This window comes from Psychrobacter pulmonis (assembly GCF_904846465.1).
Taxonomy (GTDB): Bacteria; Pseudomonadota; Gammaproteobacteria; order Pseudomonadales; family Moraxellaceae; genus Psychrobacter; species Psychrobacter faecalis.
In genome coordinates this window covers 235106-251816 of sequence record NZ_CAJHAT010000001.1, presented here as the reverse complement: position 1 = coordinate 251816, position 16711 = coordinate 235106, and the positions used below count along the sequence as shown (strand labels likewise).

Genomic DNA, 16711 nt, shown 5'->3' with positions numbered 1-16711 from the left:
CAGCCTTTTTATTGGGTCATTTAATACGATTCATCTCTGTATTTATGAAGAAGCAGAAGCGCTCTTATCGTAATGCGGTAAGGTGAATATCTTGTCAAAACCTAAGGTAAATACAAAGGTATAAACCAAGAAAAATAGCAGTAACGCCGCCTCCATCATAAAGGCTTTGATTAAACCAACGTCATACCAAATCATATATAGCGGTAGGCAAATCAATACTAGACCGCCTTCAAACCCTATCGCATGAGCGCTGCGGATTAATAAGGTACGCTTTTTAACCTGCTTGCGCCGCTCCCACGCTTCAAAAGCAGTATTGTATAAAAAGTTCCAAATCACAGCGGCTAATGACACCATCACCGCAACGGGTAACGACTCTGCCGCATCGCTACCACTAAGTTTCATTAGTACAAAGGTAGAAGCAATAATAGCGATAATTTCAAAGATGGTCACATAGACAATACGACGTTTGAGTGGGGATAAAGTAATCAACCAAGACTCCAAAGCACTTAGCACTTAACACTTAAGTATAAACAAAAAGTTGCTTAGTAAAGTATCGGTCCGTCCCGAGATAGAAATAAGAAAAGAGTGCAGAGCCACGGTTTCCGCCTGCCCCTATATTATACATAAGATAATGAGAGAAACCAGTCGCAGCTTATTTTGCTGGCGGACCCCATTGATTGGTTTCGAACTTGGTATCGCTCGCTAAAAATACCAGTAAGATAATAGAGCCTATCAATGGCAAAATAGATATCAAAAACCACCATCCTGAACGGCTAGTATCATGCAATCTGCGAATAGTCACTGCTAAGCCCGGCAAGAACAAACCAAGCGCTACAACAATATAAAATAACCCTATTTCTGAATTGAAGATAATCGCATCTAAAATCATCGCTATGATGACCAATCCCATTTGCACCAATACGAAATACCAATACTCTTTACGCCGAGCACGTCCAGAGAAATTGGCATAATTCCTTAGATCTTTTTTAAACCAGTCCATAATGCCATAGTTTGCCTCAGCACTATGATTATTAACCATCCCAGAATTTGGTAAAGGTGGCGGCGTTACTTTATCAAGCATATTTTTATTTTCCATAGGATTTATTATCACTCACCTTTAACGGTAGAGTCGCCAACTAAAACATTTAATCAACGACTTTGATTATAAGCACTCAATAAAAGTTTGCAAACCATTATTCATATTTTTCAAACATGTAAAAAACCCCGTATCATCACGATACGGGGTTTGTTTTCAAAACATTAAGTAGCTTTCGAATGAAAAACTAGGTCAACTGAGCCACGTTAATTTTGTCCGCTTCTTCAGTGTAATCTTCCATACGGTCGAAGTTCATGTATTTATAAACTTCATCACCCATGCTGTTTAGCATGCCAGCGTATTGCTGGTATTCGTCGTTGGTTGGCAATTTACCAAGCACCGCCGCTACCGCTGCAAGCTCTGCAGACGCGAGATAGACGTTTGCGCCTTGACCTAAACGGTTCGGGAAGTTACGCGTAGATGTTGATACCGCCGTAGATTTCGGTGCGATACGTGCTTGGTTACCCATACATAGTGAACAACCTGGCATTTCAGTACGAGCGCCAGCTTGAGCGTAAATGTTGTAATAACCTTCTTCCATCAACTGACGCGCATCCATTTTAGTCGGTGGCGCAATCCATAGACGAGTCTTGAGGCTTCCTGCTGGTACGTCTTGTAGCAGTTTACCTGCAGCACGGAAGTGACCAATGTTGGTCATGCATGAACCAATGAATACTTCATCAATGGTATCACCAGCGACGTCAGCCAATGTCTTAGCATCGTCTGGATCGTTCGGGCAGCAAAGAATTGGCTCTTTGATCTCGCTCATATCGATAGTCATATCGATGGCGTATTCTGCATCTTCGTCAGCACGCATGAGGCTTGGGTTCGCTAGCCATTCTTGCATTTGCTCAACGCGGCGGCTGATGGTACGCGCATCGCCATAGCCTTCTGAAATCATCCACTTAAGCAAGGTGATGTTTGAGTTTAGGTACTCAGTTACTGATTCTTCAGACAAAGTAATGGTACAACCAGCAGCACTACGCTCAGCTGACGCATCAGATAACTCAAACGCTTGTTCAGCGGTTAGGTCTTCTAGACCTTCGATTTCAAGAATACGACCATTAAACTCGTTGATTTTACCTTTCTTATCAACGGTCAAATAACCTTCTTTGATGGCTTGATAAGGAATCGCATGGACCAAGTCACGTAGCGTGATACCAGGTTGACGCTCGCCAACGAAGCGCACACGCACAGATTCAGGCATATCAAGTGGCATCACACCAGTTGCCGCTGCGAATGCAACCAAACCAGAACCGGCTGGGAACGAGATACCCATTGGGAAACGCGTGTGCGAGTCACCACCAGTACCAACGGTATCTGGAAGTAGCATACGGTTCAACCAGCTGTGAATGATACCATCGCCCGGACGTAAGCTGACGCCGCCACGGTTCATAATAAAGTCAGGTAGTGTATGCTGAGTCTCAACGTCAACTGGCTTTGGATAAGCAGCAGTGTGACAGAATGACTGCATCACTAGGTCTGCTTGGAAACCTAGGCAAGCCAAATCTTTTAGCTCGTCACGAGTCATCGGACCTGTGGTATCCTGACTTCCTACGGTAGTCATTTTTGGCTCACAGTACATACCAGGACGCACGCCTTCTAGACCACACGCTTTACCAACCATTTTTTGCGCTAGGGTAAAACCTTTACCAGTATCAGCGGGCTCTTCTGGCTTAGCAAATACGTCTGAATGACCAAGACCCATATATTCACGAGCACGATTGGTCAAACCACGACCAACGATTAGTGGTATACGGCCGCCTGCGCGCACTTCGTCAAGCAAGGTTGGCGAGTTTAGCGTAAAGGTTGACAATACTTCGTCAGAGTCGTGCTTGGTGATTTTGCCTTCATACGGATAGATGTCAAACACATCGCCCATGTTTAGGTTATCAACGGCCACTTTTTCGATTGGTAAGGCGCCAGAATCTTCCATAGTGTTAAAGAAGATAGGAGCGATATTGTTACCTAATACTAGACCACCACCACGTTTGTTTGGTACGTTCGGAATGTCTTCGCCCATGAGCCACAATACAGAGTTGGTTGCAGACTTACGGCTAGAACCGGTACCAACCACGTCACCAACATAGGCAAGTGGATGACCTTTTTCTTTTAACGCTTCGATTTGCTTCATTGGACCAACAACACCCTCTTCGTCAGCAAAGATGCCGTCGCGAGAGTTTTTGTGCATGGCTAATGAATGCAATGGAATGTCGGGGCGGCTCCACGCGTCTTGGGCTGGTGACAAGTCATCGGTGTTGGTTTCGCCAGTGACTTTAAAGGTGGTATAAGTGGTTTTCTCTGGCACTTCAGGACGGCTTAAGAACCACTCCGCGTCAGCCCAAGATTGCACCACTTCTTTAGCAATAGCATTGCCAGCTTCGGCTTTTTCGGTCACGTCATTGAACGCGTCAAATACGAGTAATGTTTTCTTTAACGCATCAGCAGCTTCTTGTGCGACTTCCGCGTCGTCTAATGCTGCAACCAATGGCTGAACGTTGTAACCACCTTGCATAGTACCTAAGATTTCAACGGCTTTTTTCTTGCTGATAAGTGGTGAAGTCGCTTCGCCTTTAACAATAGCAGCTAAAAATGCAGCTTTAACATAAGCGGCTTGGTCAACACCGGCAGGAATACGGTTTTCTAACAAGTCCATCAAGAACGCATCTTCACCCGCTGGTGGGTTTTTAAGTAGCTCTACCAATTCTGCTACCTGCTTCTCATTTAGTGGAAGTGGCACAGTCCCTAGCTCAGCACGTTCTGCGACATGTTTACGATAAGCTTCTAACACAATAGTCGTCCTCGTCGGTTGGTGACCAGTACATCACGTGAGTAGTCAGGATGACAGCCTACATCGATGTACTGCATTGAATAATTATCCGTGCAATCATAGCTCAAAACGCTCAAAATGTTAATGGCTGAGCCGTGAAAAGGCGCAGAATAACGCCATATTGGACATTTATTATAAAAATAGTGCCATAACCAATATTATTGACGCGGTTAAATAAAAACCGTGTGCCTGCTATACTCTGACAACCTCAAAACCGATCAGATATTTTTTATCAGCGAATTTTTAGATGCGACTTGATAAAACACACTTTACCAATAAATATTAAGGATAATAAGATGGACGATAATGCCAATTATCATAAGGGTCTAAAAGTTCGTACCGAAGTGATGGGCGAGCAACATGTCAAACGCTCGCTCGATTCGGCGTCCCCATTTACCCAGCCGCTGCAAGACTGGATTATCGAACATGCTTGGGGCAGCACGTGGCAAGACGACACCATATTACCGCGCAAATATCGCTCATTAATTACCATGGCTTTCTTAATTGCGCAAAAAAGCCCAAATGAGCTCAAGGGACACATCCGAGGAGCAATTAATAATGGCGCCAGCGTCGCTGAAATCCGAGAAGTACTGATGCATAGCCTGCCTTATTGCGGCGCACCTGCTACCCAAGAAGCGTTTCGCGCAGCCATAGATGTGCTAAATGACATGGACATTGATATCAATAAATAAAACTAGGGTAAAGGTGCGCTTCGTAGTAGTCTTATTAGTGATAAAACCTTATTTAGCCTTAGTAGCTTTTTTGATTGTCTTAACAAGATTGCCCAAAAAACCTTGAGCCATTATCTGCTATAATAGCTGCATCCATAAAACATTCTAATAATGCCAAAAACCCTTATCATATCAAGGGTTAAGAGAATATTTGATTATGACAAACGCCGTACAAACCCATGTCCCCGCTGCCCGTGCAAAACCGAAAAAAGCCATCCAAGGCGAAAAGCTACGTGGCTACGATAAGGTCGCGCGTATCCCAATTAAAGTGATTCCGACCGTCGAGGCAAAGAAAAAGCCTGATTGGATTCGGGTTAAAATGTCGTCACCTGCGGAAGTGGCGCGTATCAAAGCCACTCTGCGTGAGCAAAAGCTTTATACCGTCTGCGAAGAAGCCGCTTGCCCGAATTTGCCGCAGTGCTTCGCTGATGGTACGGCAACCTTTATGATTATGGGTGATATCTGTACCCGTCGCTGCCCGTTTTGTGATGTCGGTCATGGTCGTCCAAATGAATTGGACAAAGACGAGCCACGCCATACCGCTGAGACCATTCAAGGTCTAGGTCTGAAATACGCAGTGATTACTTCAGTTGACCGCGATGATTTAAAAGACGGCGGTGCTGGACATTTCGTTGAAGTTCTCAATGAATCGCGCGCGCTAAGCCCAAATTGCTTGATTGAAATACTAGTGCCAGATTTCCGTGGGCGTATGGAAATAGCCTTAGATTTATTGACTGAAACCGCGCCAGATGTGTTTAACCACAATATCGAAACCGTGCCGCGTCTGTATAAAGCCTTCCGTCCAGGCTCTGACTATCAGCATTCATTAGACTTGCTCAAGCTCTATAAAGAGCGCCGTCCTGATATCGCCACTAAATGCGGTTTTATGGTTGGACTTGGTGAGACCGAAGAAGAAATTTATGCGCTGCTTGATGATTTAAAAGCCCATGACGTCGATATGATTACCATCGGTCAGTACCTGCAACCCAGTAAAGACCATGCGCCAGTTGATCGTTACGTACATCCAGACGAATTCCAGCGTTATATGGACTATGGTAAAAAGATTGGTTTCTTTAGCATTTGGGCCGGCCCAATGGTACGCTCAAGCTACTTTGCCGATCGTCAATACTATGGTGAAGATTGCCCAGCACCAATTCGTAGCAAAAAAGCGCTTGAAGCAGAAGGTAAGCTTGGCTGCTAGATTCTAAAACCTTTATACCTATAAAAAAGAGACCTATCATGGTCTCTTTTTTTGTGTTTATTTTTTATCTTTATCGTTATAGTCTGAAAAATCTGTAGAATAAAACCGCTACCAATATCGATAACCTTAAAGGAAAACTTATGAAAAAACTATTTGCTTCGAGCATCGTTTTTGCCACATTTGTCCTAGCTGGCTGTGCCACTTCTGATATGAATACCAATGCTGGCACGGCCATCGGTTCGGCAAACGAGATTGGGATGAATATCTTTAAAGCCGCTATTGATAAACAATGCCGCAGTCAGATTGAAAAACAAAATGCTTGGCGCATTGCTAGTGTGGCGATGTCAGATGCCCAAGAGGAAGAGATAAAAGGTCGAGTTTGCGGCTGCGTCAGCGAGCAAGCGCCGCAGCAAGTGACCCTCGTTGAACTTGGCAATGCGGCAATTGATGCCAACTATCGCACCCAACTGGTCACTAAAGTGGTAGCAAAAACGCTGCAAAGCTGTTATGGCAGTATCGTTAAATAAGTAGCTGAAAAATAGATGCTGGATCAGCGACTTGACTAAAGGGCTTATTTCACGAAATAAGTTGGGTTATTGATTGCACAACCCAACTTATTCATATAGATTATTTACTATTGTGAATGACAAATGGAATTTATCTTTAACCCATGTCAAGGGTGACTGATGAAAAGACGTGCATTTATAAAACTTGGTGGTCAGCTAACGGTAGCCGGCACTGTGTTGACTCAGCTCAGTGCTTGCTCATCAGATGATGATGACGTCAGGCCACCAAATAACCTCGATGGTTTAGATGGTTTAGGCTATCAAGGCGCAGCACCTTTTGTGCATGGCATTGCCAGTGGTGACCCGCTCCAAGATCGGGTCATACTATGGACACGAATTACCAATGACGGCAGTATCCAAGCCGCCAGCATTCCTGTTGCTTATAGGGTAGCAACAGACCCAGCGCTGAAAAACATCGTTACTCAAGGTCGCGCAATAGCGACAGCGCAATCCGACTTCACCGTAAAAGTCGACCCTAAAAACCTACAACCCAATACCACTTATTATTATGCTTTTGAAGCACTAGGCTATCGCTCTCCTATTGGTCGCACACGCACCATACCACAAGCAGACTTGCCAGCAAGCGAAGTTGATCGTGTGCGCTTAGCCGTGGTTTCCTGCTCAAACTATGGCTTTGGCTACTTTAATGGTTATGCCAATATCGCCAAGCAAGCCGATATCTCTGCCGTCATACATTTGGGTGATTATATCTATGAGTATCCAGAAGGCTTCTATCGCGATAACGATTTAAAAGAAGAGCGACCGCTAGAGCCAAAAAGCGAGATTATCAGCTTAGAGGATTATCGTCGCCGCTACGCTTGCTACCGTACCGATGTCGATTTGCAAGAATGTCACCGTCAGCATCCGTTTATCGCTGTTTGGGACGATCACGAAATCGCAGACAATTCATGGAAAGGTGGTGCAGGTTTTCATACTGAGAGTAAAGGCAGCTATATAGAACGCAAAATGTCGGCCGTGCGCGCTTATCATGAGTGGATGCCTATCCGCGATGACAGTAGCAACGAGCTAGACAGTCAATTACGCATCTATCGACGTTTTGAGTTTGGTAAATTATTCGATTTAAACATGCTAGATACGCGCATATTTGGTCGCGAAAAGCTTGATGCCAAAGCCAGCAACGAGCCTGAACGTCAATTATTAGGTCTTGAACAAGAAAACTGGCTCTATTTAAAGATGCTCGAAGGTAAACGCCGACAAGCAACATGGCAAATACTCGGGCAACAAGTTATTTTAGCGCCATTTAAAGGCACTTTTGCCACCAATTCTGGCGATATTTGGAATGGGTATGCCAGTGCACGCACACGTTTGCTCAACTTTATCGAAGAAAATAATATCTCCAATACGGTTGTTTTAACTGGGGATTATCATGCTTCCTTTGCATTTGATATTGCAAAAAACCCTTTTGAAGCAAGTAGCTATAATCCTCTAACCGGCAAAGGTTCTTTAGCTGTAGAGTTCGTCTGTCCGGCATTGACGTCTTCGCCCTTTCCTGAAACTGCAGGTGTTGAGCTCAACCCGCATCAGAAATTTAACAATCAGACCGAACGTGGTTATATGCTCCTCGATATCACTGAGCAGGCGTTTCAATGTGAATGGTATTACACGGACACCTTAAAAAAACGAGATGATAGCGTAAAATTTGCAAAAAGCTTGCTTACTAAAACACAGACTAACCACTTGATTGACGGCAGTCAATCGCGCCCGCTTACTAACGTCGCTGCCCTATCTGATGCTAACAAATCTATGGCAGTGAAAAAGTCTGCCGTTTTAAGTGGCGCTTAGCACAATATACTCCGCACAGTATTTTGCATACTTAAGGTAAAAAAATAGTAGCCAAAAAAAAGGGTGAGTCATATGATTTACCCTTTTTTATTACTCATTTAGCTAATGGGATTTATGAAATACTGACGTACTTATGATTAGTCAATTTATAACTCATTGCTAGGCGTTGGACGAACGGGCAAAGACGCGGTCGATGGCAATATTTTACTGCGATGAAAATACTTAGATGAGCCGTCGATTATCTTATTTACTTCTTTGACCAAAGCATGGATGACATCATCATAAACGCCATGATATAACTCGGTCTCAAACGCTGTAAAAGGATGCTTACGCGATGCCGAACTGACTTCTGTCACGCCCTGCTTACTATAAAAAATATCGACGCGGCCATCACTATTTAACACACAATTCAACTCTCCGCCTTCAAGCGCCATCTCGATACGCTCAGGCATAAAAATATAATCATCCACATCCATGAGCTTTTTTTCTACTTCTCTCTTAAAAAAAGATTTGATATCAAACATACATACACCCTTTGTCTTAAAATTTTAAAAACCTTTAGCACGTCTATTCTTATGGTCTTTATGGTATGCGTCTCGCATATCTGCTTATGATAGATCATGCTTTATTAACTTATCCTATAAGGTGTACGGATACTTTTTAAGACAGAATATGTAAAACTGCGTTTGATGTTGGTAAAAAAAAGACGCCGTCTAAGCGTCCTTTCTTTTTTGGTAAATCCAATCATACGATTGTGCGTAATTACACCCAGCCTTTTTCACGAAATAACTGTAACGTCTTAATAACGACTGTCATCTCTTCGGGTGTGCCAAGTGTGATGCGGTTAAAACCTGGTATCGAAGGGAACTCGCGACCAACGGCAATACCATGTTCGAGCATACGATCGATATAGGTTTGCACGTCACCCTTGACTTCATAAAAAATAAAATTGGTTTGCGAGGGCAAATAACGCAGCCCCAGCTCATCGAGCGCTGTCTGCATCATTTTTCTTGCTTGATTGGTGGTTTGTAAGCTATGCGCCAAAAACGCCTCGTCTTCTAGCGTTGCTATTGCTGCAACCGCACCTAACATGTTGATATTATCCGTAGACATCAAAGACCCAATGTCTGCAATCATCGGTGGATTGGCAATCGCATAACCGACGCGCAAGCCTGCTAGCCCAAATAATTTTGAGAAAGTGCGCACGACAATCAAGTTATCTGATAGTTCCTCTTTTATCCATTCAACGCCGCTCACAAAACTTGGATCGGTGATATAGCCAAAGTAGGCTTCATCCACTAAGAAATAGTGGTTTTTCGGCGCATTTTTTATCCACGCTTTGAGCGTATCCGTTTCGGTAATGATAGCCGTTGGATTATTAGGATTGCACAAATAAAAAAGACTGATACCGTCAAATGTAGCAGCCGCTTTTTGTAGATTATCAAAGTCTAAATCATAGTCATCGCGCGTTAATGGCACTTTGACTACTGGAATATCTAATGAGCGTGCATACAGCTCTGCACAGCCGAAAGTTGGGTCTGGAATAATTAGCTGAAACCTTGTATCTGTTTTTAATGCTTTGTCATGCAGCATTTGCACCACTGCTCTGATACTCTCAATTGAGCCATTGCCCAGTAAAACCTGATTTTCAGGTACGCCGTTGAGAGCCGCTACTTTGCTCAGCAGCGTAGCGCGATGTTTATCAGGATAGCGAGCAGCGCCAGCCAAAGCATTAGTGATGGCTTCTTTGGCAGCGTCCGACATGCCTAAAGAGTTTTCATTAAAGTCTAACTTGAGTAATTTATGACTGTTGTTATCGATATTATTATGCATGATAGGTAATCCGCCTACGTCGTCCGTGAGTGATATAGCGCATGCCGCTGCGTCATATCATCTTAAGTGGCATTTATCATAATTACAAGTTATCTAATAGCAAATTATTAGTTATTAATGCATACAAGGACAAGCTTTTTTGAGTCTCATTGTTAAATAAAAAAAGGTGAGCTGCAGCCTATGCAACTCACCTTTCTACGTCTACATTCAGTCGGAATTAAACCATTAAATCAAATGCGCTTTTAATTCCAATACTTTATCACGCGTTTTTGCCGCTTCTTCAAACTTCAAATCTCGTGACATTTGCTGCATTTGTTTCTCAAGGCGTTTGATTTCTTTGGCCAGTAAATCAGGACTGCGCAAAATGCTGATATCGACATCAGGCAAATTGCTTTTCACAGGAATCACTTGATTGTCATTGACATCAAGGTTTTCACCCGTGTCAATTTTATCGGTAATACTACGGCGCGCGCCTTTTGGCGTAATATTGTGCTCAAGATTAAAGGCGACTTGTTTTTCGCGGCGACGGTCAGTCTCCTCTATCGCTTTTTCCATACTCGGTGTAATGCGGTCGGCGTACAAAATCGCTTTACCGTTTAAGTGACGGGCAGCACGGCCAATAGTCTGAATCAGCGAGCGCTCAGAACGCAAAAAGCCCTCTTTATCAGCATCAAATATCGCCACTAATGACACCTCTGGCATATCAAGCCCTTCACGCAACAGGTTAATACCGACCAACACATCATGAACGCCTGTCCGCAGCTCATGAATGATCTGCATGCGCTCAACCGTATCGATATCTGAATGCAGATAAGCGACTTTGACATCGTATTCTTTAAGGTAACTGGTCAAATCTTCCGCCATACGCTTGGTTAACGTGGTGATAAGCACGCGCTCGTCAAGCTCGCGGCGTTTGGTAATCTCCGATAGCACATCATCAACCTGCGTCAATACAGGACGAATCTCAATCTCAGGGTCAATCAGACCGGTTGGACGCACGACTTGCTCGACCACCTGCTCGCTGTGTTCAAGCTCATACTGTGCTGGCGTTGCGCTAACATAAATGGTCTTTGGCTTGATACGCTCCCACTCTTCAAACTTCATCGGGCGATTATTCATGGCACTTGGCAGACGAAAACCATAATTAACGAGGTTTTCTTTACGCGACCTATCGCCTTTATACATCGCCCCAATTTGCGAAACCGTCACGTGCGATTCATCGATAAATAACAGCGCATCTTCTGGAATATAATCAAACAAAGTTGGCGGCGCTTCCCCTGACGGACGACCAGACAGATGCTGCGAGTAGTTTTCGATACCATTACAGTAGCCGAGCTGCTGAATCATTTCAAGGTCATACTGGGTACGCTCTTTTAGACGCTGCGCTTCAACCAATTTATTATTGTCGCGAAAATACTCTAAGCGCGGCTCAAGCTCAGCACGAATGGTATGACTTGCCGCTTCCAATTTATTGCGCGGGGTCACATAATGCGATTTCGGATAAATGGTAATACGCGGCACACTTCGGACGGTTTTGCCGGTTAACGGGTCAAACCAAGTAATTTTCTCCACTTCATCATCAAATAAATGCACGCGCACCGCTAGCTGCTCAGATTCCGCAGGATAAATATCTAATAGCTCACCGCGCAAGCGATAGGTACCACGGCCAAAATCTAACTCATTACGGTTATATTGCATTTCAACCAAACGTTTAATAGTAGCAGTACGATCGATTTTGTCGCCGACGACGACATGCAAGAGCATTTTTAGATAACTTTCTGGATCGCCCAAACCATAAATGCAGGAGACCGAAGCCACAATAATCGCATCACGGCGCTCAAGCAGCGCCCGCGTCGCTGATAGGCGCATTTGGTCAATATGGTCGTTGATGGCACTGTCTTTTTCGATAAAGGTATCACTCGCCGCAACATAGGCTTCCGGCTGATAATAATCGTAATAACTGACAAAATACTCAACCGCATTATTTGGAAAGAACGCTTTAAATTCGCCATAAAGCTGGGCGGCAAGGGTTTTATTGTGCGCCATAATAATGGTTGGACGTTGGCATTCAGCGATGACCTTTGCCATGGTATAAGTCTTACCAGAACCGGTCACACCGAGTAATAATTGCTCATCCATGCCTGATTTGATGCCTTTGACCAACTTTTCGATTGCTTGTGGTTGATCGCCTGCCGGCTCAAAGTCGGTGACCATCTCAAAGGCGCGGCTTGATATTTGCGTACCAGACGCGTTGACACCACTGATTTCAGCTTCGCCTTGCAGCTGAGTGGCCAATTGGTTTAACTGACGCGACGAGCGCGGTTCAGGCATTCGCATAATGGCTTTCTTCCTGACATTTATAAAAGGTTATAAGAATTTGGATTTATAACAATGTGGGGTCTAAATTCCAGTTTTTAAAGGATAATTACAGGTTTCATTTCCTATTTACACATATAATTAACAGCTAAAATTTGCGCTACATTAATGGTAAATTTAAAATGAATACTATTTATTTAACGTCTATTATTTATAGGAAAGGCACAGAATGGCAGCTAAATTTACAAAGCTTTTCACGATTAACAAAGTCATTACACGACCACTTAACAAAGCCTAAAACCTAGGGGTTCAATCGCGCTCATAAATTGCTACTATGGGTACTGAATTAATGAACAAGCAGTATTAAGAAGCGATAAATACAAGCAACAACACGCTTAAAAATTAATCCAATAACTAATAAAAACTTAAAATAATGGAGTAAATTATGAGAGAACGTTACGCAAGTGGTATTGATGATAAAACCGCTGAAAAAATGGTTGAATTGTTAAACGCTAACTTAGCCAATCTGATTGACCTAAGTATGGACAGCAAGCAGTGCCATTGGAACTTGCAAGGTACTGGCTTTATCGGTGTGCATCAATTGTTAGATGAGACTTATGAGCGTTTGACTGAAGCATTTGATACAGTTGCCGAACGTATCGTTATTCTTGGCGGTAAAGCCAACGGTATCTCTAAGCGTGTGGTCGAAGACTCTATCTTAGAGACTTATCCAACTGATATCACAGAAGTTGATGAGCACGTACGCGAGCTTACCAATCGCTATAAAACCATTGCCGCTTCACTGCGTGAAGGTATTGATACCGCGGGTGATGCAGGCGATGAAGATACGGCAGATTTATTGACCGAAGTAAGCCGTATTGTCGATAAAGACGCTTGGTTCATCGGTGCTAATGCGCCAAAGAAAAAGTAACAGCGACTGAATAAATCTATAAATGGTATTCAGATAAGTATAAAAAAAGGTCACTTTTATAGTGACCTTTTTTTATACCCTAAAACTTATTTTTATAAATTGCTGTTAAAGTCAAAATATCCTAAAAACGCGACCGTATGGCTGATATCAATTCTTTGTAGGCTCTGTCTGCGCAGGCACAGCAAGCAAGAAAAATTAATTTTAAAGACGGGTATTAAAACGGGTTAGAATTAGACTAAAAAATAATGACATTAAAAAACGCCTTTAATAATCTGCTTCATTTGCGGCAATAGCTCGCTTAATTGCGCTTCAGTCTCGCTGGTATCTTCAGGCAAGGATTGCTGTAAAAAAGCCGCGGTAATTTGTGGCTGCTTGGCAAGGATACTTTGCCCTACCGCCGTATCGTAGAATTTAATCTGGGCATCGACTTCAGCCTGCGTATAGTAAGTCTTAGCGGCACTGATATAAGCTTGCGTCAAAGTTTGTGCGTCGGCTGCATTGCCGATACCCTCAGTCATAATCTTCGTATATTGACCTAACACGCTTTGAATTTGCTCTTGTAGCTCGCGTTGGCGCTTATTTAACTGTTGGTCACTGGCGCGCTGATTACTGCTTTTATTCTGGTTTTTGGTTTGCGTATTAATGGCATCAATAGCCGCTTGTTGACCATTGACGATAGACTGAATCTGCTCGTCGATATGCATGACTTGCATCAGTTTAATGATTGACACATCAGTTGGTGCTTGATTGTTCATTTGCTGCTTGGCAATATTATTGGTGTCCTTACTAACCCTATTTGGCTCACTATGGACAATCAATTCTGCATTGGCATTGACGATAGGTGCCGATAGCAGCGTTGTCACCACCAAAGTAAGCAATGGATTCATACTAGTAGGACGCCGACTGGTATTTTTTTTGGAAGATTTTAGGTAATTTTTCATATAAGACTCTTATTATTATAGATGACGATTATTTATTATGCGGCAAATCTTATTAAGTACACTGCTCATCCGGTAAACGTAAAACCTCAGCATCGGGAACAGATAATGTCAAAATCGCTTCTTGAAATAATGGATTGGCACGGAATTGGTTTTCAATATCTTCAAATTTTTGCGCGATTTGCTGTTCTTGTTGATTACCGGCGATATCGACCGCTGCCACCATAAAGATTTTTTTGGGTCCGACCCACTCTAAGTGTAAATAAGAGACGCTGTCGATATCAGGATGGTTCAATAGTTCCGTTAAGATATAGCAATGGGTCTTTTCTGAGACTTTATAGCCAACCAAAAAATCACGATTGCGATTGATTAAAAAGATGGCAACCATACCCAATAATATGCCAACGATAATAGAACCAAGGGCATCCCAGAACGGCTCACCCGTATAGGCATGCATGCCCATCGCTGCTGCTGCGACCACTAAACCGATAACCGCTGCCAAATCCTCAAAAAACACCCCGCGCAACGTTGGGTTTGAAGTATTCACCACATAACCTAACGCACTGACATTGATAGCCTGACCATGCTTTTTACTTTGTAAATACGCCTGCACTAGAGAAAAACCTTCGAGCACAAAGGCCACTGCCAAAATAATAAAGCCAATGGTGTAATTGGTTTCTGTTTCAGGCGCATTCCACTCGGTGATACCGGTATAGATGGAAACAATCGAGCCTGCCATAAAAACGCCAAAAGCGGCAATCATAGACCATACGTATGACTCTTTACCATAGCCTAACGGGTGACTGTTATCGGCAGGTTTGACCGCCTTTTTCTCCGCCACGATGAGTAGAGTGCCATTACCTGCATCTGCCCACGAATGCGCTGATTCAGCAATCATAGAAGCAGAGCCAGTCATAAATGCCGCAACGGTTTTGGCAATGGCAATAATAACATTCGCTCCTACGGCAATTAGCACAGTAACCAGCGACGAGGATTTCTCGTCTTCCTGCTTCTTGTCCTCCTGAACGTTTTCGGGGCTCGTGACGTTAGTAAAATTGAGGTTAGGATTGATATCGTCTTTAGAATTGCTCGTATCTTTGTTCAGATTGGCAATAGAACGCGCACTGCCAGCACCGCGGGTACGAACGGCTTGCGGTGCTGGCTGATCTTTGGAAGGAATGTTTGATGATTCAGTGTTTTTTGAACTCATATGAGTCTCAATAAATGGTTAATATAATGAAGTTAAACAGCCATCAAAAAAGTTAAGCCATGAGCGCTAACTATTTTTAACTGCCTTACTTATCATTAAATTTAACCAAATAGCCGCTACTGGTCAGTAAGGTTTTCGTGAGACTTTGTTTAAGTATTGATGATTTTGCTAGGTAAAATACGCCTTATTTAGCATTGCTATGCTGAGCAAGCTCGCCAATCATATCATTGTCGTTGCCGCTTTTATCCGTCATCTTATCAGCGCCCAGACTTTCGCCAATCATTTGATTGATGTCGCAGCTCGGGCGATGCGAGCTTTGCATGCGTAGCTCTTTACGCGCCAAGCCTGCGTCAAAACGGCACTGCTGCATGGCATTTTTAATCTCAAGCGCAGGCACAGGCGTCGGTTTACCGTTATCATCAATCGCTACCATGGTAAAATAGCAGCTATTGGTATGGCGAATCGTACGGGCGCGAACGTCCTCCGCTTCAACCCGAATCCCCACTTCCATAGACGTTCTACCGACATAATTGATACTAGCGGCAAAAGTAACCAACTCGCCCACATAGATAGGCTCGCGGAACATCACTTGATCGACTGATAGCGTCACGACATAGCTACCACTGTAGCGACTGGCGCAAGCATAAGCGACTTGGTCAAGCATCTTGAGCAAATCACCCCCATGGACGTTGCCGATGAAATTGGCCATATCTGGCGTCATCAGCACCGACATATACAATTCATGATTTAAAGGGGCGCTTTTAGCAGTAGAGCTGGTGTTATATTGCGACATAATATTCCTTGCTGTTATCGTAAAACCTGTCTATTTTAAATATCCGTTATACAGTAGCCTCTGCTAAATCGCAAATAAAGACTGTTAGAGTGAGTGTAGGAGATATTTTTTATTTATATGGCTAGGGCTATTTATGCTTACTTTAGCCCTGTATTGGCGCGAAAAACCTTGTAAATGCTTTTATCTACCAAGCGAAAACGCAATCTTTCTAAAATCTGCAAAAAAAAGCTTGACGTATTTTTTATCTTTGCTAGAATACGCCCCACTTAGCAAGAACTCATCAGAGACTTTCTAAGCTCGCAGTAAGTCATAAAACCCTTACCGCTTATTCTCCAATAGCTCAGTTGGTAGAGCAACGGACTGTTAATCCGTGTGTCCCTGGTTCGAGCCCAGGTTGGAGAGCCATATTTTAGTCGTAAATCTTTTGAATCATTTTTGATTCGATTATGGCATTTGCCAAGAC

14 protein-coding genes and 1 tRNA gene are annotated in these 16711 nt (G+C 43.4%); 6 read left to right on the top strand and 9 right to left on the bottom strand.

The annotated features are described in order from the left end of the window. Positions 1-42: 42 nt before the first annotated feature. The 3 genes from JMX70_RS01060 to acnB form a co-directional block, all read right to left on the bottom strand. Positions 43-489 (bottom strand): PACE efflux transporter, encoded by a 447-nt coding sequence (locus JMX70_RS01060; protein WP_190295510.1) that lies wholly within the window; start codon positions 487-489, stop codon positions 43-45. Positions 490-652: 163 nt separating this feature from the next. Continuing rightward, the gene (locus tag JMX70_RS01055; protein WP_227671116.1) at positions 653-1096 is read right to left on the bottom strand and encodes a DUF805 domain-containing protein; all 444 of its coding nucleotides are present in this window, start codon (positions 1094-1096) and stop codon (positions 653-655) included. A gap of 187 nt (positions 1097-1283) precedes the next feature. After that, positions 1284-3887, bottom strand: coding sequence for a bifunctional aconitate hydratase 2/2-methylisocitrate dehydratase (acnB, locus tag JMX70_RS01050; RefSeq protein WP_068406186.1), 2604 nt, complete (start codon positions 3885-3887; stop codon positions 1284-1286). A 335-nt stretch (positions 3888-4222) separates the two neighbouring features. On the opposite strand from acnB, the gene JMX70_RS01045 reads away from it, so the two are divergent. The 4 genes from JMX70_RS01045 (at position 4223) to JMX70_RS01030 (ending at position 8227) form a co-directional block, all read left to right on the top strand. Further along, on the top strand, positions 4223-4618 hold the full coding sequence (locus JMX70_RS01045; protein WP_201588869.1) for a carboxymuconolactone decarboxylase family protein: 396 nt from the start codon (positions 4223-4225) through the stop codon (positions 4616-4618). A gap of 196 nt (positions 4619-4814) precedes the next feature. Further along, complete coding sequence (gene lipA, locus JMX70_RS01040; RefSeq protein WP_144297152.1) at positions 4815-5858, top strand: lipoyl synthase; 1044 nt, start codon at positions 4815-4817, stop codon at positions 5856-5858. A gap of 140 nt (positions 5859-5998) precedes the next feature. Next, the gene (locus JMX70_RS01035) at positions 5999-6385 is read left to right on the top strand and encodes a hypothetical protein (RefSeq protein WP_201588867.1); all 387 of its coding nucleotides are present in this window, start codon (positions 5999-6001) and stop codon (positions 6383-6385) included. Between the two features lie 159 nt (positions 6386-6544). After that, entirely contained in the window at positions 6545-8227 is a 1683-nt protein-coding gene (locus tag JMX70_RS01030) for an alkaline phosphatase D family protein (protein ID WP_201588866.1), read from the top strand. 146 nt (positions 8228-8373) lie between these two features. Here the strand turns inward: JMX70_RS01030 and JMX70_RS01025 are convergent, their stop codons facing one another. The 3 genes from JMX70_RS01025 to uvrB form a co-directional block, all read right to left on the bottom strand. After that, complete coding sequence (locus JMX70_RS01025; protein ID WP_102077848.1) at positions 8374-8751, bottom strand: hypothetical protein; 378 nt, start codon at positions 8749-8751, stop codon at positions 8374-8376. A 238-nt stretch (positions 8752-8989) separates the two neighbouring features. Next, a complete protein-coding gene (locus JMX70_RS01020; protein WP_227671115.1) occupies positions 8990-10060 on the bottom strand; it encodes a pyridoxal phosphate-dependent aminotransferase in 1071 nt (356 codons plus the stop codon). Between the two features lie 225 nt (positions 10061-10285). Beyond that, complete coding sequence (gene uvrB / locus JMX70_RS01015; protein WP_191690563.1) at positions 10286-12397, bottom strand: excinuclease ABC subunit UvrB; 2112 nt, start codon at positions 12395-12397, stop codon at positions 10286-10288. 424 nt (positions 12398-12821) lie between these two features. Here uvrB and dps point away from each other — a divergent pair, with 424 nt between their 5' ends. After that, complete coding sequence (gene dps, locus JMX70_RS01010; RefSeq protein ID WP_068406213.1) at positions 12822-13307, top strand: DNA starvation/stationary phase protection protein Dps; 486 nt, start codon at positions 12822-12824, stop codon at positions 13305-13307. A gap of 251 nt (positions 13308-13558) precedes the next feature. Here dps and JMX70_RS01005 read toward each other — a convergent pair whose 3' ends face one another. The 3 genes from JMX70_RS01005 to JMX70_RS00995 all read right to left on the bottom strand — a co-directional run bounded on the left by JMX70_RS01005 (position 13559) and on the right by JMX70_RS00995 (position 16248). Then, the gene (locus JMX70_RS01005) at positions 13559-14248 is read right to left on the bottom strand and encodes a DUF2059 domain-containing protein (RefSeq protein WP_201588864.1); all 690 of its coding nucleotides are present in this window, start codon (positions 14246-14248) and stop codon (positions 13559-13561) included. A gap of 52 nt (positions 14249-14300) precedes the next feature. Continuing rightward, a complete protein-coding gene (locus tag JMX70_RS01000; protein WP_201588863.1) occupies positions 14301-15455 on the bottom strand; it encodes a cation diffusion facilitator family transporter in 1155 nt (384 codons plus the stop codon). Between the two features lie 184 nt (positions 15456-15639). After that, positions 15640-16248, bottom strand: coding sequence for an acyl-CoA thioesterase (locus tag JMX70_RS00995; protein WP_144297161.1), 609 nt, complete (start codon positions 16246-16248; stop codon positions 15640-15642). Positions 16249-16577: 329 nt separating this feature from the next. Between JMX70_RS00995 and JMX70_RS00990 the strand changes: the two genes are divergently transcribed. After that, positions 16578-16653 (top strand) — tRNA-Asn (locus JMX70_RS00990). The last annotated feature ends 58 nt before the right edge of the window (positions 16654-16711 follow it).

Coding starts and splice junctions, on each gene's coding strand:
- JMX70_RS01055 (WP_227671116.1), bottom strand. CDS start 1,096: ATGGAAAATAAAAATATGCTTGATAAAGTAACGCCGCCACCTTTACCA.
- JMX70_RS01045 (WP_201588869.1), top strand. CDS start 4,223: ATGGACGATAATGCCAATTATCATAAGGGTCTAAAAGTTCGTACCGAA.
- lipA (WP_144297152.1), top strand. CDS start 4,815: ATGACAAACGCCGTACAAACCCATGTCCCCGCTGCCCGTGCAAAACCG.
- JMX70_RS01035 (WP_201588867.1), top strand. CDS start 5,999: ATGAAAAAACTATTTGCTTCGAGCATCGTTTTTGCCACATTTGTCCTA.
- JMX70_RS01030 (WP_201588866.1), top strand. CDS start 6,545: ATGAAAAGACGTGCATTTATAAAACTTGGTGGTCAGCTAACGGTAGCC.
- JMX70_RS01025 (WP_102077848.1), bottom strand. CDS start 8,751: ATGTTTGATATCAAATCTTTTTTTAAGAGAGAAGTAGAAAAAAAGCTC.
- JMX70_RS01020 (WP_227671115.1), bottom strand. CDS start 10,060: ATGCATAATAATATCGATAACAACAGTCATAAATTACTCAAGTTAGAC.
- uvrB (WP_191690563.1), bottom strand. CDS start 12,397: ATGCGAATGCCTGAACCGCGCTCGTCGCGTCAGTTAAACCAATTGGCC.
- dps (WP_068406213.1), top strand. CDS start 12,822: ATGAGAGAACGTTACGCAAGTGGTATTGATGATAAAACCGCTGAAAAA.
- JMX70_RS01005 (WP_201588864.1), bottom strand. CDS start 14,248: ATGAAAAATTACCTAAAATCTTCCAAAAAAAATACCAGTCGGCGTCCT.
- JMX70_RS01000 (WP_201588863.1), bottom strand. CDS start 15,455: ATGAGTTCAAAAAACACTGAATCATCAAACATTCCTTCCAAAGATCAG.
- JMX70_RS00995 (WP_144297161.1), bottom strand. CDS start 16,248: ATGTCGCAATATAACACCAGCTCTACTGCTAAAAGCGCCCCTTTAAAT.